This is a genomic window from Corynebacterium sp. ACRPZ (assembly GCF_022346205.1).
Classification (GTDB): Bacteria; Actinomycetota; Actinomycetes; order Mycobacteriales; family Mycobacteriaceae; genus Corynebacterium; species Corynebacterium lehmanniae.
On the sequence record NZ_JAKRMR010000008.1, the window covers coordinates 98,375 to 121,016 of the forward strand.

Genomic DNA, 22,642 nt, shown 5'->3' on the forward strand with positions numbered 1-22,642 from the left:
ATCCAAAGCCTGGGAATGCGCGATTTTTGCGCGATCCCAGGCTTTGGATCCCAGGGTTTGTGCCACTGCCAGCCCGTCCCGGCTTGAATCCGCAGACCCCGAGCAAGAGACCCCTAGTATGGCCGGATTTTGGGCATACTCAGGGTCTGTCGCTCAGGGTTTGTGCGCGGCAGGTGTGCGCGAGAAGGTTTGTGCGCGGCAAAGACCGCGGCTCGGCAGAAGCTAAGCGGCTAGCTGGCGTCCTCGTCGGCGGCGAGCTGGCCGCAGGCGGCGGCGATTTCCTGGCCCTTGGTGTCGCGCACGGTGCACGGCACGCCCTGAGCGGCCACGCGGCGGACAAACTCGTCCTGGCGAGCCTTCGGCGAGGCGTCCCACTTCGAGCCCGGGGTCGGGTTGAGCGGGATGACGTTGACGTGCACGCGCGAGCCGAGCGCCGAGTGCAGCTTTTTGCCCAGCAGGTCCGCGCGCCAGTCATGGTCGTTCATGTCGCGGATGAGCGCGTACTCGATGGACACGCGGCGGCCGGTCTCGTCCGCGTAGTAGCGGGCGGCGTCCAGCACTTCGGACACTGCGAAGCGGTTGTTGACGGGGACGAGTTCGTCGCGGAGCTCGTCGTCAGGCGTATGCAGGCTCACCGCCAGGGTGCAGGACAGCCCCTCGTCTGCGAGCATGCGGATCTGCGGGGCAAGGCCCACCGTGGAGACGGTGACGTTGCGCTGGGAGATGCCGAAGCCGTCCGGGGACGGCTGCGTGATCTGGCGCACCGCCTCCACAACGCGCTTGTAGTTGGCCAGCGGCTCCCCCATGCCCATGAACACGATGTTGGACAGGCGCGAACCCTCCGCCGCCATCATCGCCGCGGCTGCGCGCACCTGGTCCACGATCTCCGCCACGGACAGGTTGCGGTCCAGCCCGCCCTGGCCGGTGGCGCAGAAGGGGCAGGCCATGCCGCAGCCGGCCTGGGATGAGATGCACAGGGTGGCGCGGCCTGGGTAGCGCATGAGGACGGATTCCAGCAGGGTGCCGTCGTGAAGCCGCCACAGCGTCTTCGTGGTGTCGCCTTCATCGGTCTCCACCGTGCGCACCGGGGAGAGCAGCGTGGGAAACAGCGCGTCCTTGACGGTCTGGCGCTGTGCCTCCGGCAGGTCCGTCATGGTTAGCGGGTCGGCCTCGAACTTGCCGTAGTAGTGGCGCGCGATCTGGTCGGCGCGGAACTTGGGCAGGCCGAGTTCCTTGAGCGCGTCGATGCGCTCGTCTTTGCTCAAGTCCGCGAAGTGCTTCGGCGGCATGCCGCGCTTCGGCGCGAGCAGCTGGATCTGGGGGAAATCGCTCATAGTGCGCCCCATCTTGGCACGTCGCGCGGCGAATTTCGAATCTGGCGCGGGCGTAAACCTACGGGTTCATCAACGTGATGGTGGTGAGCAGGATGTAGGTCGCCGCCGCGGCGGGCAGCATGCCGTCGAGGCGGTCCATGATGCCGCCGTGGCCCGGCAGCAGGTTGGACATGTCCTTGATGCCCAGCTCGCGCTTGAACTGGCTTTCCACCAAATCGCCCATGGTCCCGCAGATGACCAGGGCGATGCCGAGCACGATGCCCATCCACCACGGCCCGTGGATGAGGAAGTGCACCACCAGCACACCGGTGATGATGCCGGCGGTCGTGGATCCGGCGAAGCCCTCCCAGGATTTGTTCGGGCTGACCGCCGGGGCCATCGGGTGGGAGCCGAACATCACGCCTGCGGCGTAGCCACCGACGTCGTTGGCCACCACGCACAGCATGAACGCCACGATGTAGGCGGATCCGTCCACCCCGGCCTCGGTGATCCGGGAGATCATGGCGGCGAATGTGCCAAACAGCGGGATCCACGCCAGCACGAAGATCGCCACTGCGGTGTCGCGCAGGTAGTTCTCGGGCTGGTGATGCCTGCCCTGGTGGAACATGCCCCAGAACATCACCACCAGCACGGTGAAGGCGAATCCGGAGACAAGGCCTGTGGTGCCGTAAGGCGCGGACAGCCAGAGCATGGCCTGGCCGAGGATTATCATCAGCGTGCGCGGCTGGACGTAGCCGGCCTCGCGCAGACGCGTCATCACCTCCCACATGGCCAGTGCCACGGCGACGGCGACCAGCGGGTACCAGGCCACAGGCCCAATCCACACCGCCCCGATCACCAGCGCGCCGAGCACCACACCTGTGGCGATGGCCGCCGGCAGGTTGCGTCCCGCCTTGTTCTTCGGCTTCGGGGCTCGGCTGGGCCAGCGGCTCGGGGTGGCCTCGGGCGCCTCCGGAGCATCGCTCATGGCCGCACCCATCTCCTCGCCTTCAGCGGGACCAGTGGGCTCGGTGGCTTCCGTCTGCGCCTTCGACACGTCGGCTTAGACCTCCAGCAGCTCGTTTTCCTTGCGCTGCACGACCTCGTCGATCTGCCCGACGTAGCCCTGGGTGGTCTTGTCCAGAGCCTTCTCGGCGGTCAACACCTCGTCCTCGCCGGCGTCGCCGTCCTTCTGGATCTTCTTCAGCGCTTCCATGCCCTGGCGGCGCACGTTGCGGATGGCGATCTTGCCGTCCTCGCCCTTCTGCTTGGCCTGCTTGACCAGCTCCTTGCGACGCTCCTCGGTCAGCTGCGGGACAGAGACACGGATGACCTGGCCGTCGTCGGTCGGGTTCACGCCGAGGTCGGAGTTGCGGATGGCGTTTTCGATCTCGCCCATGGTGGACATGTCGTACGGCTTGATCAGAAGCATTCGCGGCTCCGGCACCGAGATGGTGGCCATCTGGTTGATCGGGGTGGGCGCGCCGTAGAAGTCCGCCATCACGCCGTTGAACATGGCCGGGTTCGCACGGCCGGTGCGGATGGTGGCCAGCTCGTTTCGGGTGTGCTCAACGGAGGCGGTCATGCGCTCTTCGGCGTCCAGCAAAACGTCATCAATCATGGTTTTACCCCTATCGTTTCTCGGGTTTGCGTCACCCTTAACTTACCAGCGCCCGCCGCGTGCCTAGACTGTCGCCATGCCGCACCCAGCCTTCACGTTCGTCGCGCCGCCCGGCGCCGCGCTCGCAGGCCCGCTCGGCGGGCGGCTTTCCGGCTGGAGCATCCCGATCAAAGACGGCACCGATGTCGCAGGCTGGCCCACCACGCACGGCAACCCCGCGCGCGCCTACACCGCGCAGGCAACGGACCCGTTTGCGGAGATGCTTATCGACGCCGGAGCGCGCGTCGCCGCCAAAACCCTGACCTCCGAGCTGGGCGCCACCTGCTACGCGGAGCGGCCCGGCGTGGCCGTGCTGGAATCCCCCGCCTTCCCCGGCCGCACGCCCGGCGGGTCTTCCGCGGGCGCCGCAGTCGTTGTGGCGGACGGCACGGTGCGCGCCGCCCACGGCACCGACGCCGGCGGCTCAATCCGTGTGCCGGCCGCGGCCTGCGGGGTGGTGGGGTTGAAACTTGCCAGCCGCGATCTGTCCGCCCACGGGTTTTTCACCCGCAACGTCGGCGACCTGTTCACACTCACCGGTTGGACGCCGCCCGCGCGCAGGAGGCTGCGCATCGGTGTGCTCACCCGGGGCGTGTTCGCGGACCCTGTGGTGTCGGAGGGGCGCGGAGCTGACGTCGAGAAGCTTGCTGCTGCTTTGGGACGCACCCACGATGTGGTGGAGATTTCCCCCTACGACGAGTCGCGCGAGACGTACACGCACTTCAGTACCACAATCAAGCGCTCGTTCAAGGACGTGGACCCGCTGGACAGCGGCTACATCGCGTGGCTGAAAGAGGAAGCGCACCGCCTGCGGCCAGAGCAGGTCGCCGCGGCGAAAGCGCACACGCGCGCACTCCCCGCGTTGCTTGCGGCGCAGTGGGGCGTGGACGCGGTGCTCTCCCCCACCATCGCGTTCGATCCGCCCCCGCTCGGCTACTTCCCCGCGCTGCGCCCCGAAGAGAGCTTCCACGCGCAGACGGAATGGTCGCCGTGGTGCTCTGTATTTAACATGCTGCGCACCCCCGCAATCGCACTCGCGGGGGTGCACCTGGGCAGCCTGACACTCAGCGGCCCCGAGTTACTCGGCCTGGCTGCACAGGCCGAGCTGCTGCGCGCTTAGGCCACCAGCGTGCCCACCTGCTCGCCGGAGACGGCGCGCGCGATGTTGCCCTCCTGCAGCAGGTTGAACACCAGGATCGGCATGTTGTTGTCCATGCACAGGCTGAACGCGGTGGCGTCGGCGACCTTCAGCCCGTTTTCGATGACCTCGCGCGGGGAGATCTCGGAGTACAGCTTCGCGTCCGGGTTCTCGCGCGGGTCGGAGTCGTACACGCCGTCGACAGCCTTGGCCATCAGCAGCACCTCGCAGCCGATCTCCAGCGCGCGCTGGGCGGCGGTGGTGTCCGTGGAGAAGTACGGCATGCCCATGCCGGCGCCGAAGATGACCACGCGGCCCTTCTCCAGGTGGCGGGCGGCGCGCAGCGGCAGGTACGGCTCGGCGATCTGGGCCATGTTGATGGAGGTCTGCACGCGGCAGTCCACGCCCATCTGCTGCAGGAAGTCCTGCAGCGCCAGGCAGTTCATCACCGTGCCCAGCATGCCCATGTAGTCGGAGCGCGCGCGATCCATGCCGCGCTGCTGCAGCTCGGCGCCGCGGAAGAAGTTGCCGCCGCCGATGACCACGGCCACCTCGGTGCCTGCGCGTGCCACGTCCGCGATCTGGCGTGCAACGGACTCGACCACGTCCGGGTCGATGCCGACCTTGCCTCCGCCGAACATTTCACCGCCCAACTTCAGCATCACTCGCTTGAAACCTGTGCGGCTGGGATTGAGGTCAGTCACCGAAATTCGCTCCTTTTGCGCGGCGGGATGTGCAGATGTTCGCAGACGATTCTAGACGTGCTTTAATGCGCACACCGAACCGTGCAATTGGGGGCATCATGCTTCACGACGAAGCCCCGCACACGCCACCGGCCCAACTGGGCGGAAGCGGTGCGGGGCTTGGCTGTTAGCGCAGCTTACGCCTGTGACTTAAGCCTGGCCGACCTCGAAGCGGACGAAGTCCAGAACCTCGATGCCGTTCTCCTCGGCGTACTGCTTGACGGTCTTCTTGGAGTCAGACAGCGCCGGCTGATCCAGCAAAACAACGTCCTTGAAGAAGCCGCCCATGCGGCCCTCGACGATCTTGGCGATGGCAGCTTCCGGCTTGCCCTCGTTGCGGGTGATCTCTTCCTGGACCGCGCGCTCCTTCTCAACGACGTCAGCCGGGACGGACTCCTGGTTGAGGTAGCGGGCCTTCATCGCGGCGATCTGCAGAGCGACCTGGTGCGCTGCCTCGGCGTTGTCGCCGGTGTAGGACACCAGCACGCCGACTGCCGGCGGGAGGTCCGCAGCCTTCTGGTGCAGGTACGCCTCAACACGCTCGCCCTCGATGGTGGCGGCGCGGCGCAGCTCGAGCTTCTCGCCGATCTTGGCGGAGAGACGCTCCAGGACGTCGTGCGCGGTCTCGCCGTTCACGTCTGCGTTCGCCAGCTCCTCCTGGGAGTTCGCCTTCGCTGCGGCGGCTGCGTCAGCGATCTGGGCTGCGATGTCCTTGAACTCCTGGTTCTTGGCCACGAAGTCGGTCTCGGAGTTGATCTCGATGATGGTGTTGCCGGAAACGGCGACCAGGCCCTCGAGGGCGTTGCGCTCAGCGCGCTTGCCCACGTCCTTCGCGCCCTTGATGCGGAGGTTCTCGACGGCCTTATCGAAGTCGCCGCCGGTCTCCTCGAGTGCCTTCTTGCAGTCGAGCATGCCGGAACCGGTGGTCTCGCGGAGCTTCTTGACGTCAGCAGCAGTGTAGTTCGCCATAGTGGGCGATCCTCCTCGTGAATGTGTTGCTAAAAGTGTTCAAACCGTTTCAAGCGTAGCCGACAGTACTCGCTGTGGCACGGCTTGGAACGGGGCGCACACAAAACACCCCGCGCCCGCACTGTCCCGGGCGTGAAAGCCGGCGGGCGTGAGCGGAACGCGGGGTGCGCGTGCAGGTGGCGTGAGCCGGAAAGCTTACGCCTGGGTTGCAGACTCGTCGCCGGACTCGTTCGCCTTGGCCTCAGCCTGCTCAGCTGCGCGGACAGCGTGCGGCTGCTCAACCTCGGCAACTTCCTGCGGAGCTGCGGACTCAGCTGCGACGGCAGCCTTCGCTGCGTCAGCTGCGGACACTTCCTCGGAAGCTGCAGCCTGGGCAGCAGCCTCCGCGGCCTCTGCCTGACGCTTCGCGTCGTTGTCGCCTGCAGCGTCGCGTGCGGAAGCGAGCTGGCGCTCCTCGCGCTGCTGCTTACCGGCGATGACAGCCTCGCCCACGATGTGGGTGAGCAGCTTCACGGCGCCAATGGCGTCGTCGTTGCCCGGGATCGGGAAGTCGACAACGTCCGGGTCGCAGTTGGTGTCCAGGATGGCAACCACCGGGATGCGCAGCTTCTGCGCCTCGTTGACGGCGATGTGCTCCTTGTTGGTGTCCACGATCCACAGCGCGGACGGCGCCTTGGTCATGTCGGCGATGCCGCCCAGCACACGCTCGAGCTTGATGCGCTCGCGGGTGAGCATGAGGACTTCCTTCTTGCCGCGGCCTGCGTAGCCGTCCTCGGCTGCGTCCATGGCCTGCAGTTCCTTCATGCGGCCGATGCGCTTGGACACGGTCTGGAAGTTGGTGAGCATGCCGCCCAGCCAGCGGTGCGTCACGTACGGCATGCCGACGCGCTGCGCCTCTTCCTGGATCGGCTCCTGTGCCTGCTTCTTGGTGCCGACGAACAGGACGGTGCCGCCGTGTGCGACGGTCTCCTTGACAAACTCGTAGGCCTCATCGATGTAGGTCAGCGTCTGCTGCAGGTCGATGATGTAGATGCCGTTACGGTCGGTGAAGATGAAGCGGCGCATCTTCGGGTTCCAGCGACGCGTCTGGTGGCCGAAGTGCACACCGGCGTCGAGGAGTTCACGCATGGTTACAACTGCCATGGTTTCGTCTCCTTCGGAGAAAGTAGTTCGGTTACATTGCGTATCTCACGTGCGGGTTTTTATCCCGCACCCTGGCACCGTGCTCGCCCTGCACCCTGTGAGAGGGACCGTCGCTGAGCAGGCATTATCCGGCGCGCGTAGTCAGCCCATAAAAGCTGCCCGTGCAACACTACCCGCTTACGTCCGCAAAACCTAATCTCATCTGCACATTCTGTGGATAACACCGCAGCAGGCACCGGGTTATCCACAGATTTCCGCAACCAGGCTAGTTTTCTTGCGTCCTGCGTGCTCCTATTCACGCATGCGCCTATCGACGATCCTCCGGTCCACCACCGCCCTCATCCTTGCCGCCGCCACCTGCGCCGCCCCGGCAGCCGCCTGGGTCGATCCCGCCGCCGGCACCCCGCACCCGGCGGCGGTGGCGCGGCCCGCTGACATCCCGGAGCAGAACTGGAAGCCCGGCCACCGCGGCGTGGATCTGCCTCTTCGCATCGGCGCCGACGTACTGGCCGCCGGCGATGGCGTGGTGGCGTTCGTTGGCGCGGTGGCCGGCACCCCGGTGGTCTCCGTCGACCACGCCGGCGGGATCCGCACCACGTACCAGCCGGTGCGCTCCCCGCTGACTGTCGGCGACAAGGTGAAAGAGGGCGAGCCGATTGGCACCCTGGCGCACGCCCCCGCGGGGTTTTCCGGCTCCCACGACGGCCTGCACTGGGGCGCGCTTACGGGCAAGGACGCCTACATCGACCCGCTCACACTGTTGGAGGCGCCGCGGATCAGGCTCAAACCCCTGGACGGCTCCACTACGCGCGCGGGTGCGCCTGGTCGTAGACGCGTTTGAGCCGCTGCGCGGAGACGTGGGTGTAAATCTGCGTGGTTTGCAGGCTGGTGTGGCCGAGCATCTCTTGCACCACGCGCAGGTCCGCCCCGCCTTCCAGCATGTGGGTGGCGGTGGTGTGGCGCAGCGTGTGGGGGCTGACGTGTTCCACCCCGGCACGTTGCCCGGCGCGCTCGACGATGCGGCGCACCTGGCGCTGGTCGATGCGCCCGCCGCGGGAGCCGACGAACATCGCCGGCGTGTCGCCCGCAAGTTCTGCACGGCCGAACTCCAGCCACTCGGACACAGCCGCCGCGGCTTCGTCGCCGAACGGCACGACGCGTTGCTTGTTGCCCTTGCCGGTGACGTGCGCCAGGCCGCGGGCTAAGTCCACGTCGCCGAGGTTTAGGCCCGTCAGCTCGCCGACGCGGATGCCGGTGGCGTAGAGCAGCTCGAGCATGGCGCGGTCGCGCAAATACTCGGCCGGGTGGGCGTCGTCGGCGGTGCCCGCCTCAACGAGCTCCCCGGCGCGCTCGCCCTTGACCACCGTGGGCAGCGGGCGGTTGACCTTCGGCGCTTTCAGCCGCGCCGCGGCGTCGGTGCTGATGTATCCCTGGCGGTAGGCCCAGGTGGAAAAGGCGCGGGCGGCGGCGGTGCGGCGAGCCAGCGTGGCCCGGCTCTTGCCAGCGCCCATCGCGTCCGCCAGCCAGCGCCGCAGCGCGTCGAGGGTGAACGCGTCGAAGGTATCTGCGTAGCCCGCGAGCCGTTTGAGATCTGCGACGTAGCCCTTGACCGTGTTCGGGGAGCGGCCGAGGACAAGTTCGGCGTATTCGGCGAAGTCTTCCACCGCCGCCTGCACTTGCCCCAGCTGTTTACTCATGTCACGGCAGTGTACTCGCTCCCCTTACCCGGGCTGCTCCACCCGCGACCAGAGCCGCTTGTCGCGCTCCACCAACCCGCGCTTGGACAGGTCCATCAGGATGTGCACCGTCAGCGCGATGGAAAGCCCAGAATCCGCCGCCACAGCCTCGGCTTCCCGGCCGGCGCGGCCGGCGGGCGGAAGGGCGTCGTAAATGCGCAGCTCGTTGCGGGAGAGCTGCTGGGTCACGCTCGGCGGGTACTCCATCTCCATCTGCTCTTCGGCGCTGTACTCTCCGACGGCGGAGAGCTGCTCGTGGATCTGGCCGGCGTTGAGCACCATCTCGGCCTCGTTGTTCTGGATGGCCAGGTTGGCGCCGAGGGATTGGGCGTCCGTGACCGGCCCCGGCACCGCCATGGCGGTGCGGTTGAACACGTTGACCCACTTCAGGGTGTTCAGCGCCCCGGAGCGAAACGGCGCTTCCACCAGCACGGTGCCCAGCGTTAGCGCCGCCACGAGGCGGTTTCTGGTGAGGAAGCGGTGCCTGTCCGGGGTGACCGAGGGCGGATACTCCGTCATCAACGCGCCGCCCGTGGCCACCACGCGCTCGAAGAGCGCCTTGTTGGAGCGCGGGTAGTGCTCGCCAGGCCCGCAGGCCGCCACCACCACGGTCGGGGTGTGCACGTCCATGGCCGTCGTGTGGGCGACCGTGTCGATGCCCAGCGCGCCGCCGGAGACCACCGTGTAGTTGTGCCCGCCCAGGCCGGCGACCAGATCCTTTGTTGCCATGTGGCCGTACTTGGTGGCGTGGCGGGTGCCCACCACGCCCACGGACTGGGCGAACAGGCCCGCCAAGTTCGTGTTTCCCGCAACCCACAGCGCGTGCGGCGCAATGCCGTCGGGCTGGTGGCTGGCTTTGCTCGCCGCCCCCGTCTGCTTACGGCCAAACGAGCACTGGATCGCCTCCGTCGGCCACTGCGGCGACTCCGGGGTGATAAGCGTGTAGCCGAGCTCCGCCGCGAACTCGAGGTCCTCGGCCGGGCGGTCCCAGGTGTATCGGTTCTCGGTCTGCGACAGCAGGCCGCCGATCCAGGTGGCGCGGGTGCGCACACCGTCGGCGATCTCGTCCGCGGACTTGCCCACGCGCAAAAGCGCTTGGATGTGGTGCGACGGCCCCTCCACCACCCGTGAGAGGTAGGCCCAGGATTCCAACGACGACATCTACGCCACCTCCTGCTGCTGCAGCTGGTGCTCGCGCATCTCCACCGCGCGGCAGACATGGTGGATGTCCGGCTGGTCCATCTCTTCCAAGTCCGCGAGCGTCCAGGCCAGCTTGAGGCATTTATCCACCCCGCGCTGCGTGATCTTGCCGTGGACCAGCTCCGCCTGCAGCATCGCCATCGCCGATTCCTTGGCGGGGAAATGCCTGCGGATCAGCGTCGCGGGCACACGTCCGTTGACGTCCTCGTCGCAGCCCGCTTTCGCCCACCGGGCTGCGGCGCGCTCGCGGGCGGCCGCCACACGCTGGGCGATGCTTCTCGACGGCTCCGCGTCCCTCGGGCTGAGCACCGCCGCGTCGCCAGAAGTGGTCACGAACACGTCCAGCCTGTCCTTCAACGGTCCGGAGACGTTGCTTAAGTGCCGCGCCCGCTGCGGGGACTTGCACGTGCACTGCCCCTTGATGCGCTGGCAGGCGCACGGGTTCGCCGCCAGCACCAGCTGAAAGTCCGCCGGGTAGACCACTTCCCTTTTCGCGCGTGTCAGCCGCACCTCGCGTTTTTCCAGCGGGATGCGAAGCGCGTCGAGCACCGGCGCCGGAATCTCCGAGGCTTCGTCCAAAAACAGCACCCCGCGGTGCGCCTGGCTCACCACACCGGGCCTCGGGGTGCCGCCTCCCCCGCCGATCAGCGCCGCGCGCGTCAGCGAGGGGTGCGGGGCGATAAACGGGCGCGTTGCCACTACCCCGCCGCCGGACACCCCGGCAGCAGAGTGGATGGCGGTGACCTCCACCATCTCCTGCACATCCATCGGCGGCAGGATCGACGGGATGCGCTCCGCCAGCATGGACTTGCCTGAGCCCGGCGGGCCGATCATCATCACGTGGTGCCCGCCGGCCGCGGCCACCTCGAGGGCCTCGCGCTCCTCGGACATCCCCGCCAGGTCCTGGAAATCCGGCGCCGCACGCTGCGGCGTGGCCGCTTCCGGCGCTGTGGCGGGCTCCAACTCCGCTTCGCCGGTGATCCACTGCCACACCTGCGCAAGCGAATCCGCCACCAGCACCTCCCGGCGGCCCAGCAACGCGGCCTCGGCGGCGTTAGCCCTGGGCACGACGACGGTGCGGATTGGCTCTGCCGCGTCGAAAGCTGCGATGAGCATCGGCAGCACGCCTTCGGCCCGTCGCAAAGTCCCGTCCAGCGCAAGCTCCCCGCAGAACATCGTGGACGCGAGCGTGCGCTCCACGCGTGGATCCAGGCTGCCCAGCACCGCCAGCGCGATCGGCAGGTCGAAGTGCGAGCCGGCCTTCGGCAGGTGCGCGGGCGAGAGCGACACCATGATCTTCGTGCGCGGCCACGGCAGGGAAGAATTCGAAATCGCGGTGCGGATGCGATCGCGCGACTCTTTCACAGCCGCGTCGCCCAACCCCACCATGTGCATGCCGGGCAACCCGGCGCCAACGTTTGCCTCCACCGTGACCAGGCGGGCGGTGACCCCCTCCACGGTCGCGCTCATCGTGCTAGCAAGCGCCATCTTCGACCCCCGGGAACCGGCGCAGGATGTAATCCTCCCCATCGAAGACCACCTCCACCACGTCGAAGCGGATCGGGCGGTACTGGCCCTGCGAATGCTTGTCCAGCCACTGCGCCGCGCACCGGCGCATGGTGTTGAGCTTCTTCGTGGTCACCGCCTCCGCGGCGCCGAACGCGGTGCCGCGGCGGGACTTCACCTCCACGAAGACGACGGTGCCGTCCTCGTCCTCGACGACGGCGTCGATTTCGCCCGCCCGCATGCGCTGCCGGTGGCCCAAGAGGGTGTAGCCCTCGTCCTCGTACCACCTGATGGCGGCGTGCTCGCCTGCCCTGCCCAGCTCCCACTGGTCCTGATAGTTCACCTGCACGGTGCCTCCCCGTTTCATAGAGTTGCCAAAAATGTTGGTCCTCTATCAGACGCGGAAGGCCCCGCCGCGGTTCCATGGCGCGGGCAGTTTTGTAAAACTCGGCGACCGCACCGGAATTTGGCCAGGTGAATCCCTGACGCAAAGCGCGACACGCCGAGTTTTACAAACGGTTCGCGACAGCCCTATTCCGGGAAGGTCAGATCGGGCTTGTCCAGCTCCTCGATGTTGACGTCCTTGTAGGTGATCACGCGCACGTAGCGCACAAAACGCACCGCGCGGTACATGTCCCACACCCACGCGTCCGACATCAGCACCTCGTAGTAGACGTCGCCGCCATCGGTGTGCGGGATGAGTTTCACGGCGTTGGCCAGGTAGAACCGGCGCTCCGTTTCCACCACGTAGGAGAACTGGCTGGCCACGTCCCGGTACTCGCGGTAGAGGGAAAGCTCGACGTCAGCCTCGTAGTTGTCAAGATCCTCGGCGCTCATGCGTGCCCCTTCTTGCTGGACTGCCAATAGAAGTCGTCAGCGTCCCTGACGTTCGCATAACTATAACGGTGCTCGGGGCTCGCACCGTGGCGGCGCACCGCGTCCATGTGCACCTTCGTGGAATAACCCTTGTGGCCCTCCAGCCCGTACTGGGGAAACTTCTGGGCCATTTCGCACACCAGCCGGTCCCGGCTCACCTTGGCCAGCACGCTTGCCGCGGCAATGCAGCGGGCGGTGTAGTCGCCTCCCACCACCGGCAGTTGGGGTGAGGGAAGGCCGGGGATACGGAACGCGTCGATAAGCACGTAGCCCGGCTGCACCGAAAGCCCGGCGACGGCGCGGCGCGCGCCGTCAATGTTGGCGTGCTGGATGCCACGGCGGTCAATCTCTGCCGCAGGGATGTGCACCACGGAGTACGCCACCGCGATGTCTTTCACAGCGTCGAACAGCACGTCGCGCTTGCGAGCGGTGAGCTTTTTGGAGTCCGTGAGCTCCGCCAGTGCCGACTGCGGCTTTGGCGGCAGCACGCACGCGGCGATGGTGATGGGGCCGAAACACGCGCCCCGGCCGGCTTCGTCCACCCCCGCCACCGGACCGAAACCCGCCTTGTCCAAGGCGACCTCGTAGGTGCGCAGCTGTTTTAAGCGCCGCACGGGCCTACTGCTGGATGTCCGGGTCGCTCACGCCCTGCATGCGGTTGACCGGGAAGACCACAGCCTTGACCTTGCCGCGGATGTTCTCCTCCGGGATGGTGCCCTGGAACTGGTCGCCCATGTGCGCGCGCGAGTCCAGTGAATTGGTGCGGTTGTCGCCCATCATGAAGTAGTTGCCCTCCGGCACCGTCACCGGGCCGAAGTACGGCCCGCCGCAGGCGTCGGAGCCTGTGGATTTATCCACCGGGTAGAAGTTCGGCTGCAGAATGTAGGACTGGTCGATGGGCTTGCCGTCCACCATGATCGCCGGGTCCCCCGCCTGGCAGGACACCGTCTGCCCGCCGGTAGCGATGATGCGCTTGACCAGAGTGTTCTCGTCCTTCGGCACCAGGCCCACCCAGGAGCCAACCTCCTGCATGCCCCGGATGACCGGGTTGGAGGAACGGTTGGAGTCGAAGCCCGTGTTCCAGGAATCGGTGCCGGCGAAGACAATCACGTCGCCCGGCTCCGGGTCGGAGAAGTAGTAGCTGACCTTCTCCACGAAGATGCGGTCGCCGGAGCCGGACTCGCCGTGCAGCGTGGGCTCCATGGAGGCGGACGGGATGACGTAGAGGCGGCCGATGAACGTCTGGATCACAAACATGATCAGAAGCGTCAGCACCACCACGACCGGGATCTCCACGTACCAGGGAAGCTCCTTCTTCTCCTCCGGCTCGTCCGCGGCCGGCTGCTGCGCCACCGGGGCGGCCTCATAGCGCGGCTCGGCGGCGTACGGGTTGTGGGGCTGTGCAGGCTTCGAGGCAGAGGGCTCGCCTGCGGGTCCGTTCACGTTGGTCACCCGGGATACGTTAGCACCGCGGGAGCCGTCGACAAGCAAAGTGCCCCGCCCGAGCGAACTCGGACGGGGCACTTGTGCGCGCTGAAACTAGCGGCGCTCCTTGATACGGGCAGCCTTACCGCGCAGGTCGCGCATGTAGTACAGCTTCGCGCGACGGACGTCACCCTTGCGGACGACCTCGATCTTCTCGATGTTTGGGGAGTGCACCGGGAAGGTACGCTCAACGCCGATGCCGAAGGAGACCTTGCGCACGGTGAAGGTCTCGCGGATGCCCGCGCCCTGGCGGCGGACCACAAAGCCGGTGAAGACCTGGGTACGGGTCACAGAACCCTCGATAACCTTGACGTGGACGTCGAGGGTGTCGCCCGGGCGGAAGTCCGGGATGTCGTCGCGCAGCTGGCCTGCGTCGACAAGATCAATGATGCCGTTGCTCATGAAAGCAATCCTTTACGTGTTCGGACAGAGGACCCTGGCGGCACTTCCCCGCCTGGGGCGCTCGGCCGGTTCATGTCGATTACAAGAACCTGCAGCATTTTACATATGCGCCGGTCACTTCCCAAATCCGGCGCGTTTCAACGCGTCGGCCATCGAGCCGGATGCTTCTCGACGTCCCTCCGGCCTACCCCGCTTCCGACCCTTGCCCGAAGTCTTGCCCTGCTGCTTGCGCTGCTTCTTCTGCGCCGGCTGACCCGGCTCGTCATCGAGCCGCAAGCTCAGCCCGATGCGGTTGCGGGCGACGTCGACATCCATGACCTTGACTTTCACCACCTCGCCGGAGCGCACCACCTCGTGCGGGTCCGAGACGAACTTGTGGCTCATGGCGGAGACGTGGACCAGCCCGTCCTGGTGCACGCCCACGTCCACGAACGCGCCGAAGGCGGCGACGTTGGTCACCGTGCCTTCCAGGATCATGCCGGGTTTGAGGTCCTTGACCTCGTTGACGCCTTCCTTGAACTCGGCGGTCTTGAATTCCGGGCGCGGGTCGCGGCCCGGCTTGTCCAGCTCGGCGAGGATGTCGGTGACGGTGGGCACGCCGAACTGTTCGTCGGCGAAGTCTGCCGGGGCGAGCTTGGTCAGCACCGCGGTGTTGCCGATGAGCTGCTCGGTGCTCAAACCTGTGGCCTGGGCGACGCGCTCGACCACCGGGTAGGCCTCCGGGTGCACCGCGGAGCCGTCGAGCGGGTTGGCCCCGCCCTGGATGCGCAGGAAGCCGGCGGCCTGCTCGAACGCCTTCGGGCCGAGGCGCGGCACCTTGCCCAACTCCTTGCGGGTGGTGAACCGGCCGTTTTCGTCGCGGTAGGCCACGATGTTCTTCGCCACCGTGCCTGACAGGCCGGCCACGCGCTCGAGCAGCGGCGCCGAGGCGGTGTTGACGTCCACGCCGACGGAGTTCACCGCGTCCTCCACCACTGCGTCCAGCGTCTGGGCGAGCGCGGTCTGGTTCACGTCGTGCTGGTACTGGCCCACGCCGATGGATTTCGGGTCCACCTTGACCAGCTCCGCCAACGGATCCTGCAGGCGTCGCGCGATGGAGACCGCCGAGCGCAGGGAGACGTCCATGTCCGGGAACTCCTCCGCCGCGATCTGGCTGGCGGAGTACACCGAAGCGCCGGACTCGGACACCACCACCGGGGTCGGCCGCTTTCCGCCGGCCTGGGCGATCAGGTCCGCCACCTCGCCGGCGAGCTTTTCACTCTCGCGCGAGGCGGTGCCGTTGCCCACGGCGATGAGCTCCACGCCGTGCTGCGCGGCCAGCGACGCCAGCTCCGCGCGGGAGGCGTCCCAGCGGTTTTGCGGCTGGTGCGGGTAGACGATGGTGGTGGCAAGCACCTTGCCGGTCTCGTCCACCACGGCGCACTTCACGCCGTTGCGGTAGCCCGGGTCCAGGGCCAGCGTGGCGCGCTGGCCGGCGGGTGCGGCGAGCAGCACGTCGCGCAGGTTGGTCTTGAACACCTGCAGCGCGCCCTCCTCCGCCTTTTCCTTCAGCCGCATGCGGGTATCCAGGTTCGCGGAGACCTGCAGCTTGGTGCGCCAGCCCCAGCGCACCGCCTTGGCCAGCCACTCGGAGTCTTTGACCGGCAGGTCGAAGTGCTCCGCGATCATGCCCTCGTAGACGGCCTCCTCGCCCGGGTCCATGTCCAGGGTGAGCACGCCCTCGGCTTCGCCGCGCAGCAGCGCCAAGATGCGGTGGCTGGGCAATTTCTCAAAGGGCTCGGAGAATTCGAAGTAGTCCGCGAACTTCGCGCCCTCGGTTTCCTTGGCCTCCACCACGGCGGAGCGCATTGTGCCTTGGGAGTACACGCGGTCGCGCACCTCGCCGACCAAGTCCGCGTCCGTGGCGAAGCGGTCCACCAGGATCGCGCGGGCGCCTTCGAGCGCGGCCTTCGTATCCGGGAATCCCTCCGAGAGGTGGGCCTCGGCCAGGGTTTCGGGGTCGGCCGAAGGGTCGTCGATAAGCTTTTGCTCCAACGCCTCAAGGCCGGCCTCGCGCGCGATGTCCGCCTTGGTCTTGCGGCGCTTCTTGTACGGCAGGTAGAGGTCCTCCACGCGCGCCTTGGTGTCGGCGGCGAGGATCGCCTGCTTCAGCTCGTCGGTGAGTTTGCCCTGCTCTTCAATACTTTCCAGCACGGCCTGCTTGCGCTCGGCGAGCTCGAGCAGGTACGTGTTGCGCTCCTCGATGTGGCGCAGCTGCGCGTCGTCGAGGCCGCCCGTGGCCTCCTTGCGGTAGCGGGCGATGAACGGGACGGTGTTGCCCTCGGCGAGCAGTTTCAGCGCCTGCTCGACCTGGTTGTCCCGCACATTGATTTCGTTCGCGATGGTGGCTGCGATTGATGTCATTCGGGCGAGTCTAGTCGCGCCCGTTTCGCGCGAGTTTTACAGCAGCACCTGCGCCAGAAGCGAACCCACCACGCACGAGGTGAACACCGAGATCGCGCCCGGGACCAGGAAGGAGTGGTTGATCACGAACTTGCCAATGCGCGTGGTGCCGGTGGTTGCCCACCACATAGGTTAAACCTCTACAGTCTCGCCTGACTGATAAGCCCCAGGTGGCAGCGCATTTTCCACCGCACGCGTGGCCTCCTCGAGCGCGAGCGCCGTGCGCCCGGCGACAGTGAGCGTATCCCCCTCCAGCGTGATCTCGGGGTCGCGGTATCCGGCCTTCTTCAAGGCCCTGCGCACTTGCTTGACGACGACCCGCGTCGCCCCGTCCACTCTCACCGTCGTAAGCACGTCGCGTGCGTCCAACATGAACCGGTCGTCCTCGCTCAGATGAGTTTGCTCCAGCAGCTCTGGGCGGACCTCGCGGGTGCGCTTCAAGGACTGCTCCCTGCGCCAGGCCTCCACCTTGGCGTGGTCGCCGGAGGTGAGCACTGCCGGCGCCTCCAGCCCGCGCCACACGCGGGGCTTGGTGTAGCTCGGGCCTTCGAGCAGACCGTCGGAGAAGCTGTCGTCCTCGTGGCTTTCGGTGTTGCCCAGCACGCCCGGGATCAGGCGCGTGACCGCCTCCGCGATGACCAGGACGGCAACCTCGCCGCCGATCAGCACGTAGTCGCCGATGGAGACCTCGCACACCCGGTAGCGCTTTTTCGCGTCCTCGAAGACTCGCTGATCGATACCCTCGTAGCGCCCGCAGGCGAACACAATGTGCTCCTCGCGCGACCACGCCTGCGCATCCTGCTGGGTGAAGGGCTTGCCGGCCGGGGTGGGCACGAGCAGCAGCGGTTTGCCGCTGTCCTCGCCGCCCTCGTACGGACGGGGTGCCACCTCGTGGAGGTCGTCGTGGCGCAGCTTGTCGTTGCGGTGCGCGGCGGCGGTGTCGAGGGATCTTCCGGGGCGGCCTTTGGCGACGTCGTCAAGCGCGGGCCCCCACACCTCCGGCTTCATCACCATGCCCGGCCCCCCGCCCAGCGGCGGGGCGTCCACGGACTTGTGGTTGCCGGTGGCCCAATCGCGCAGGTCGTGCACGCCTACCGACAGAATCCCCTGCTCGATCGCCTTGCCCAGCAGCGCGTGGCGCAGCGGGTCGAGGTACTCGGGGAAGATGGTGACAACGTCGAGGCGCAGCTTAGACATCCAGCAGGCCCTCGGGCGGGGTGATGGTGAGGTAGCCCGCATCCGTGTCGAGCTCCGGGACGAAGTCCATCACAAACGGGACCATGACGTCCTTGCCGTTGTAGTCGATCTCCAGGATCTTCCGGTTCGGCGCGTCCATCACGCCGGTGACCTCGCCGACCTCAGCGCCGTCGTGGCGCACCTTCAGGCCGATGAGCTCGTGGTTGTAGTACTCGTCCGAGTCCTCCTCACGCTCCAGCGGCTCGGCGAAGAACTTCATGCCTCGCAGGCTGTCGGCGGCCGTGCGGTCCGGCACCTCCTCGAAGCTGACCAGCAGGCGCTTCTGGTGCGGGCGCACCGTCTTCACGGTCAGCTCCCGCTCCTTGCCCGCCTGGCGGCCGGTCAGCACAGCGCCGACGACGATGTGCTCCTCCGACTCGTCCGCCAGCAACTCGACGGCAACTTCACCTTTCACGCCGTGGGACTTGACCACGCGGCCGATCTGCAGCTCCATGGGAGCCAAGACTATCAGCGCACAATCTGCTTACACTGCGACAGTATGAGGATCTACGAAGGCCCAACCGGCACCTCCAATGATTTGAAGTATCCCTTCGACGAATTCACTACACGCCCCTCAATCCGGTTCGAGGCCAGCGAACGTCCGGATAGCCCCACAACCTCCAAGGTGTGTGGGACCCCGTACCTCCCCGAATACGCGCCGTACCCGTATCGCAGTGGTGAGCCTATGTACTTCATCGCTCAGTTCAATTTTTCAGAATTCGATCCTCTCCCTGGTTTTCCAACCACCGGAATACTTCAACTGTTTGTCTCAGATGATGACATGTGGGGCGATAATTACCGGGATACGGTGAGAGAACCATCGAACCCCGAGCCAACTCAAAACGCTCGATACCTTCCGGACACGACGGAACCGCACGTTGGTGAGGTGCCCGAAAGTGTCCTGGATTCTGGTGATCACCCCGCGATTGATCCGCTCGAGGCCACCACTATTTCTGGTGTGCGCACCGAACAATTTGTGACTCTAGGGTCCAAAGAATTCAACACTTACGCTTTTTCACCCCACAAACCCCACGTCCTTCTTAGAAGAGACAGCGATCTGCAAACACTACATGTATTCCGTGGGCGGATCGTGTCACGCAGAGTAATCGGGGATCAAGAAGAAATTTGCACGACGCGAGCGTGGACAGATGACAAAAGCGAACTTCAAGCTATGTTTGATTCCGCTGTCGCACAGGCGGAACAAGAAGGATTCGTTCTCGACCCCTCAGCTGACCAGCTACTACAGCCAGCACCATACTTTTGGAAGGACAGCACCCGGCTCGGGGGATACTCCCAGTGGATCAATGACTGCATTCTGACACCCGGAGACCCGCGCGTGTCGCTTGCATCTGTAAGTCACGACGGCAATCTGATGTTTGGCGACTGCGGCTGCGGCAATTTCTTCATCCACCCTGACGATCTCGCCGCACGCAACTTCGACCGGGTCATCTTCGGCTGGGACTGCGGATAGTAAAAGCTCATCCACCAACACGAAACCCCCGTTCCGCGCGCAATGTGCGGGAACGGGGGTGGCGTCGATAAGCGAAGAGTGCTTAGTTCTCCTCAGCCGGAGCGTCCTCGGAAGCCTCGGACTCAGCCTCTGCGGACTCGCCCTCTGCCTCAGCAGCCTCTGCCTCGGCGGCAGCGGCGGCCTCAGCGGCCTCCTTTGCCTCAGCCTCTTCCTTGGCCTTCTTGCGCTTCTCGGTGATGGCCTCGGCGGTCGGGCCGTTCTTGGCCTCCTCCAGAGCCTGGTTGAACAGGTCGAGCTTGGACGGCTTCTCCTCGGCCACCTTCAGGGTGCCCTCGGCGCCGTCGAGGCCCTTGTGCTTCTGCCAGTCGCCGGTCACCTTCAGCAGTGCCAGCACCGGCTCGGTCGGCTGCGCGCCGACACCCAGCCAGTACTGAGCGCGCTCGGAATCGATGCGGATGAGCGACGGCTCTTCCTTCGGGTGGTAGATGCCGATGTTCTCGATGACGGCACCGTCGCGGCGGGTGCGGGCGTCAGCGATGACGACGCGGTACTGCGCGTTGCGGATCTTGCCAACGCGCTGCAGCTTGATCTTTACAGCCATGGTGTACTTCCTTTTAGGTCACTGGGCAGTGCAGACACTCGCCACTTATCGACGAGCCGGTTCAACCCTTCTTATTTACCCTGCGCGTGCCTGGCCGGGCGACCTCCCGTGCTTCAAAGCACGGGGTGAGACGGATCCGGCGCGTACGCAGTTATGGACTTGTCGTGCCTGGCGAACAAACACGCCGGACAACCCGTGATACCTTACGCGCGCTTTGGCCAGGCTCCAAAACACGCGTCCGCTTTTGCCCGGTCATGCCCGCGCGAGTCTGGTTCGGTCTCGCGAACACGGAACGGTATTGTCCTTAACCGCTTGTGACGATAGTCGGCACAGCACAGAAGCACACACGACAAGACGGTTTGGAGAAACGGTTGAGTACGACGGCAGGGCACCCACCACAGCCGACGAAGGGCTCCACCGTCTACCGCGTCGACCTGGACGGACTGCGCGGGTTCGCGATCGCGCTCGTGGTGATCTTCCACGTGTTCGTCGGCCGCGTCTCCGGCGGCGTTGATGTGTTCCTGCTGCTGTCCGGCTACTTTTTCCTCGGCGGCCAGCTGCGCTACGCGCTGCGCCCGAACCCGAACCTGAATCCGTGGTGGCCACTGTGGCGAACAATCCGCAGGCTGGTGCCAGCGCTCGCGCTGGTGGTGGTTGCAGTCGTCGGCCTGGTCATGGCGTTCACCCCGGAACTGATGGGCGTGGAGCTGTCGCGCCAGGTCACCGCGTCGATGCTGTACTTCCAAAACTGGGAGCTGATGGCGCAGAACGCAGACTACGCCGCGGCCAGCCAGGAGACTTCCCCCCTGCAGCACCTGTGGTCCATGTCCGTGCAGGGGCAGTTCTACGTCTTCGGCATTCTTATGGGCTGGGTCGTTGCCGTGGCCGTCGTGAAGCTGCGCGCGAAGCCTGAGCACGCCCGCCGCGCCGCGATTGCGCTGCTGGCTGTGATCACCGTGGCGTCGTTCGCCTGGGCCTCCCGCTTCGGGCTGGAGGGCACCGGCGAGAACTACTACTCCACGTTCTCCCGCGCGTGGGAGCTCTCCCTCGGCGCGCTGCTGGCATTCGTGCCGGCGAACCGGTTCCTGCCGCAGACCACCGCGTGGCTCACCGCGCTGCTCGGCGTGGTGCTCATCGCCGTCACCGGTCTGATCGTTCCCACCTCGCTGGCCTTCCCCGGCCCCATCGCCCTGATCCCGCTCACCGGTGCGGCGCTGGTGATCCTCTCCGGCAACGCCAACGGCGTGTCCAGGGTGCTCGCCTCCGCCCCGATGACCTGGCTAGGCAGCGTGGCCTACTCGCTGTACCTGTGGCACTGGCCGCTTTTGATCATCGTCACCGTCATCGGCGGCTACGACACCCCTCCGGCCTGGCTGGGCGCACTTGTCATCGTGGTGTCGCTGTGCCTGGCACACGTCACCCACACGCTCGTGGAGGACCCGCTGCGCCAGCACCGCCCGCGCCCGCGTGGCGACGACCATCCGGTGGCGGACGCGAGAGCGTCGCTACGCACCTTGCCCGGTGCCGCGCGTGCGGTAGGTGGCGTGCTGGCGACAGCGCTTTTTGCCGTGGCGCTGGCCGTGCAGCCGTACTGGGACAACCGCGTCGACAGCGCGGAAAAGGCCCTCGACCCGGTCAACTACCCCGGCGCCCGCGCCATCCAAGGCGCGCAAGTGCCGAACGTGAAACCGCAGCCAAACCCGAACCTCATCGCCGGCGTGTTCCCGCCCATCGGGCTCGACGACTGCATGATCTTCCTCCCCGAAGCCCCCGACGCCATGCCGGGCCCTGACTGCACCTACGGCGACCTCGCGGCGGAGACGACGGTCGTGCTCGCCGGCGGCTCCCACATCGAGCCGTTTATCGTCCCCCTGGACAAACTGGGCAAGGAGCACCACTTCAAGGTCGCCACCTTCGTGCGCCAGGAATGCCCGCTGGTCGTCGGCGGGCCTCTGGATCCGGCCAACGAGATCGTCTCCCCCGAGTGCGCCGAGTGGGGCGAAAACGCCATGCAGGAGATCATCAACCTGCAGCCCGCCATGGTCATCTCCACCTCCACCCGCCCCGCGGGCCACGCCGGCGACGGCCGCGTCTCCGCCGACTACGTGCCGGAAGCCTACGCCAACCTCTGGCAGCGCCTGGCCGAGCTAGGCATCCCGTTCGTGGGCCTGCGCGACAACCCGTGGATGTTCACCCCCACCGGCGAGCCAATGGACCCGAACCTGTGCATCGTGGCGGGCTACTCCGAGCACGACTGCTCCATGGCCGCGGACATGGTCTACGCTCCCGAGGACCCAGCGGCGGAGCTGATCGACGCCGCCTTCGCGCAGTGGGAAATCGACACCGCCAGCTGGTACTGCGTGGACGGTCTGTGCCCGCCGCAGATCGGCAACGTGTACATCTACCGCGACCAAAACCACATCTCCAACGCCTACGCCGAGTCGCTGGCTCCGGTTCTGTGGGAACGCCTCGCGCCGATCTTCGAGGAGCTTTCGCTTCTCGACGCCCCTCCGGCCACCCCGTAGCCCCCATACCCGGGGCGCTCGCGTCGGCTCCCCCGCGGTTCGGCCCGCTCGTTCCCCGTCCCTCGTCCCTGCCAGCTCGTTCCCCGTCCCCTCGCGCAGACCCTGGGATCAAGACCCTGGCAACGCGCGATTTTTGCGCGATCCCAGGCTTTGCCTCCCAGGGTCTATGCCCCGGAGCCCCACCCACGCCCACAGC

Annotated in this window: 22 protein-coding genes and 1 pseudogene; 4 read left to right on the forward strand and 19 right to left on the reverse strand. The window is 66.5% G+C overall.

What is annotated here, in order from left to right:
* Window positions 1–230: 230 nt before the first annotated feature.
* From rlmN to frr, 3 genes are all read right to left on the reverse strand, one after another.
* On the reverse strand, window positions 231–1,334 hold the full coding sequence (rlmN, locus tag MHX64_RS07145) for a 23S rRNA (adenine(2503)-C(2))-methyltransferase RlmN (protein ID WP_194559479.1): 1,104 nt from the start codon (window positions 1,332–1,334) through the stop codon (window positions 231–233).
* Between the two features lie 58 nt (window positions 1,335–1,392).
* A complete protein-coding gene (locus MHX64_RS07150) occupies window positions 1,393–2,301 on the reverse strand; it encodes a phosphatidate cytidylyltransferase (RefSeq protein ID WP_239356948.1) in 909 nt (302 codons plus the stop codon).
* Between the two features lie 75 nt (window positions 2,302–2,376).
* The gene (frr, locus tag MHX64_RS07155) at window positions 2,377–2,934 is read right to left on the reverse strand and encodes a ribosome recycling factor (RefSeq protein ID WP_070474101.1); all 558 of its coding nucleotides are present in this window, start codon (window positions 2,932–2,934) and stop codon (window positions 2,377–2,379) included.
* A 76-nt stretch (window positions 2,935–3,010) separates the two neighbouring features.
* Here frr and MHX64_RS07160 point away from each other — a divergent pair, with 76 nt between their 5' ends.
* Window positions 3,011–4,093, forward strand: a complete 1,083-nt coding sequence (locus tag MHX64_RS07160) for an amidase family protein (protein WP_239356926.1) — start codon at window positions 3,011–3,013, stop codon at window positions 4,091–4,093.
* Here the strand turns inward: MHX64_RS07160 and pyrH are convergent.
* The 3 genes from pyrH to rpsB form a co-directional block, all read right to left on the reverse strand.
* Window positions 4,090–4,773, reverse strand: coding sequence for a UMP kinase (pyrH, locus tag MHX64_RS07165; protein ID WP_070474098.1), 684 nt, complete (start codon window positions 4,771–4,773; stop codon window positions 4,090–4,092). The genes MHX64_RS07160 and pyrH overlap by 4 nt on opposite strands.
* A gap of 231 nt (window positions 4,774–5,004) precedes the next feature.
* Window positions 5,005–5,823 (reverse strand): translation elongation factor Ts, encoded by an 819-nt coding sequence (tsf, locus tag MHX64_RS07170; RefSeq protein ID WP_181888654.1) that lies wholly within the window; start codon window positions 5,821–5,823, stop codon window positions 5,005–5,007.
* A gap of 195 nt (window positions 5,824–6,018) precedes the next feature.
* A complete protein-coding gene (rpsB, locus tag MHX64_RS07175) occupies window positions 6,019–6,966 on the reverse strand; it encodes a 30S ribosomal protein S2 (RefSeq protein WP_239306802.1) in 948 nt (315 codons plus the stop codon).
* A gap of 301 nt (window positions 6,967–7,267) precedes the next feature.
* Here rpsB and MHX64_RS07180 point away from each other — a divergent pair, with 301 nt between their 5' ends.
* Window positions 7,268–7,807 carry a M23 family metallopeptidase gene (locus MHX64_RS07180; protein WP_239356927.1) on the forward strand — a complete coding sequence of 180 codons (540 nt, stop codon included), beginning with the start codon at window positions 7,268–7,270 and terminating at the stop codon, window positions 7,805–7,807.
* Here the strand turns inward: MHX64_RS07180 and MHX64_RS07185 are convergent.
* The 12 genes and pseudogenes from MHX64_RS07185 to rimM form a co-directional block, all read right to left on the reverse strand.
* Complete coding sequence (locus MHX64_RS07185; RefSeq protein WP_239356928.1) at window positions 7,770–8,663, reverse strand: tyrosine recombinase XerC; 894 nt, start codon at window positions 8,661–8,663, stop codon at window positions 7,770–7,772. The genes MHX64_RS07180 and MHX64_RS07185 overlap by 38 nt on opposite strands.
* 24 nt (window positions 8,664–8,687) lie before the next feature.
* Window positions 8,688–9,863 carry a DNA-processing protein DprA gene (locus MHX64_RS07190; RefSeq protein WP_239356930.1) on the reverse strand — a complete coding sequence of 392 codons (1,176 nt, stop codon included), beginning with the start codon at window positions 9,861–9,863 and terminating at the stop codon, window positions 8,688–8,690.
* Window positions 9,864–11,390, reverse strand: coding sequence for a YifB family Mg chelatase-like AAA ATPase (locus MHX64_RS07195; protein ID WP_239356932.1), 1,527 nt, complete (start codon window positions 11,388–11,390; stop codon window positions 9,864–9,866). It lies immediately after the preceding gene.
* The gene (locus MHX64_RS07200) at window positions 11,377–11,757 is read right to left on the reverse strand and encodes a YraN family protein (protein ID WP_239306807.1); all 381 of its coding nucleotides are present in this window, start codon (window positions 11,755–11,757) and stop codon (window positions 11,377–11,379) included. Before MHX64_RS07200 ends, MHX64_RS07195 begins: the two co-directional genes overlap by 14 nt.
* Window positions 11,758–11,939: 182 nt before the next feature.
* Window positions 11,940–12,245: a DUF2469 domain-containing protein gene (locus MHX64_RS07205; RefSeq protein WP_181888661.1), complete on the reverse strand. Its 306-nt coding sequence runs from the start codon at window positions 12,243–12,245 to the stop codon at window positions 11,940–11,942.
* Window positions 12,242–12,898 (reverse strand): ribonuclease HII, encoded by a 657-nt coding sequence (locus tag MHX64_RS07210; protein WP_181888662.1) that lies wholly within the window; start codon window positions 12,896–12,898, stop codon window positions 12,242–12,244. The genes MHX64_RS07205 and MHX64_RS07210 overlap by 4 nt, the downstream gene beginning before the upstream one ends.
* 4 nt (window positions 12,899–12,902) lie before the next feature.
* Complete coding sequence (gene lepB, locus MHX64_RS07215) at window positions 12,903–13,637, reverse strand: signal peptidase I (protein WP_239356951.1); 735 nt, start codon at window positions 13,635–13,637, stop codon at window positions 12,903–12,905.
* Between the two features lie 186 nt (window positions 13,638–13,823).
* A complete protein-coding gene (gene rplS, locus MHX64_RS07220) occupies window positions 13,824–14,171 on the reverse strand; it encodes a 50S ribosomal protein L19 (RefSeq protein WP_181888664.1) in 348 nt (115 codons plus the stop codon).
* 114 nt (window positions 14,172–14,285) lie between these two features.
* Complete coding sequence (locus MHX64_RS07225; protein WP_239356934.1) at window positions 14,286–16,574, reverse strand: Tex family protein; 2,289 nt, start codon at window positions 16,572–16,574, stop codon at window positions 14,286–14,288.
* 36 nt (window positions 16,575–16,610) lie between these two features.
* Entirely contained in the window at window positions 16,611–16,742 is a 132-nt protein-coding gene (locus MHX64_RS11975) for a hypothetical protein (RefSeq protein WP_255711319.1), read from the reverse strand.
* Window positions 16,743–16,979: 237 nt separating this feature from the next.
* Window positions 16,980–17,801: pseudogene (gene trmD / locus MHX64_RS07230) on the reverse strand (tRNA (guanosine(37)-N1)-methyltransferase TrmD); the annotation flags it as partial.
* 1 nt (window position 17,802) lies between these two features.
* Window positions 17,803–18,303: a ribosome maturation factor RimM gene (gene rimM / locus MHX64_RS07235; protein ID WP_239356936.1), complete on the reverse strand. Its 501-nt coding sequence runs from the start codon at window positions 18,301–18,303 to the stop codon at window positions 17,803–17,805.
* A gap of 45 nt (window positions 18,304–18,348) precedes the next feature.
* Here rimM and MHX64_RS07240 point away from each other — a divergent pair, with 45 nt between their 5' ends.
* Complete coding sequence (locus MHX64_RS07240) at window positions 18,349–19,320, forward strand: DUF1963 domain-containing protein (protein ID WP_181888667.1); 972 nt, start codon at window positions 18,349–18,351, stop codon at window positions 19,318–19,320.
* 82 nt (window positions 19,321–19,402) lie between these two features.
* Here MHX64_RS07240 and rpsP read toward each other — a convergent pair whose 3' ends face one another.
* A complete protein-coding gene (gene rpsP, locus MHX64_RS07245) occupies window positions 19,403–19,921 on the reverse strand; it encodes a 30S ribosomal protein S16 (protein WP_181888668.1) in 519 nt (172 codons plus the stop codon).
* A gap of 371 nt (window positions 19,922–20,292) precedes the next feature.
* On the opposite strand from rpsP, the gene MHX64_RS07250 reads away from it, so the two are divergent.
* Complete coding sequence (locus tag MHX64_RS07250) at window positions 20,293–22,446, forward strand: acyltransferase family protein (protein WP_239356938.1); 2,154 nt, start codon at window positions 20,293–20,295, stop codon at window positions 22,444–22,446.
* Window positions 22,447–22,642 lie beyond the last annotated feature (196 nt).

Coding starts and splice junctions, on each gene's coding strand:
- rlmN (WP_194559479.1), bottom strand. CDS start 1,334: ATGAGCGATTTCCCCCAGATCCAGCTGCTCGCGCCGAAGCGCGGCATG.
- MHX64_RS07150 (WP_239356948.1), bottom strand. CDS start 2,301: ATGAGCGATGCTCCGGAGGCGCCCGAGGCCACCCCGAGCCGCTGGCCC.
- frr (WP_070474101.1), bottom strand. CDS start 2,934: ATGATTGATGACGTTTTGCTGGACGCCGAAGAGCGCATGACCGCCTCC.
- MHX64_RS07160 (WP_239356926.1), top strand. CDS start 3,011: ATGCCGCACCCAGCCTTCACGTTCGTCGCGCCGCCCGGCGCCGCGCTC.
- pyrH (WP_070474098.1), bottom strand. CDS start 4,773: ATGCTGAAGTTGGGCGGTGAAATGTTCGGCGGAGGCAAGGTCGGCATC.
- tsf (WP_181888654.1), bottom strand. CDS start 5,823: ATGGCGAACTACACTGCTGCTGACGTCAAGAAGCTCCGCGAGACCACC.
- rpsB (WP_239306802.1), bottom strand. CDS start 6,966: ATGGCAGTTGTAACCATGCGTGAACTCCTCGACGCCGGTGTGCACTTC.
- MHX64_RS07180 (WP_239356927.1), top strand. CDS start 7,268: ATGCGCCTATCGACGATCCTCCGGTCCACCACCGCCCTCATCCTTGCC.
- MHX64_RS07185 (WP_239356928.1), bottom strand. CDS start 8,663: ATGAGTAAACAGCTGGGGCAAGTGCAGGCGGCGGTGGAAGACTTCGCC.
- MHX64_RS07190 (WP_239356930.1), bottom strand. CDS start 9,863: ATGTCGTCGTTGGAATCCTGGGCCTACCTCTCACGGGTGGTGGAGGGG.
- MHX64_RS07195 (WP_239356932.1), bottom strand. CDS start 11,390: ATGGCGCTTGCTAGCACGATGAGCGCGACCGTGGAGGGGGTCACCGCC.
- MHX64_RS07205 (WP_181888661.1), bottom strand. CDS start 12,245: ATGAGCGCCGAGGATCTTGACAACTACGAGGCTGACGTCGAGCTTTCC.
- rplS (WP_181888664.1), bottom strand. CDS start 14,171: ATGAGCAACGGCATCATTGATCTTGTCGACGCAGGCCAGCTGCGCGAC.
- MHX64_RS07225 (WP_239356934.1), bottom strand. CDS start 16,574: ATGACATCAATCGCAGCCACCATCGCGAACGAAATCAATGTGCGGGAC.
- MHX64_RS11975 (WP_255711319.1), bottom strand. CDS start 16,742: ATGTGGTGGGCAACCACCGGCACCACGCGCATTGGCAAGTTCGTGATC.
- rimM (WP_239356936.1), bottom strand. CDS start 18,303: ATGGAGCTGCAGATCGGCCGCGTGGTCAAGTCCCACGGCGTGAAAGGT.
- MHX64_RS07240 (WP_181888667.1), top strand. CDS start 18,349: ATGAGGATCTACGAAGGCCCAACCGGCACCTCCAATGATTTGAAGTAT.
- rpsP (WP_181888668.1), bottom strand. CDS start 19,921: ATGGCTGTAAAGATCAAGCTGCAGCGCGTTGGCAAGATCCGCAACGCG.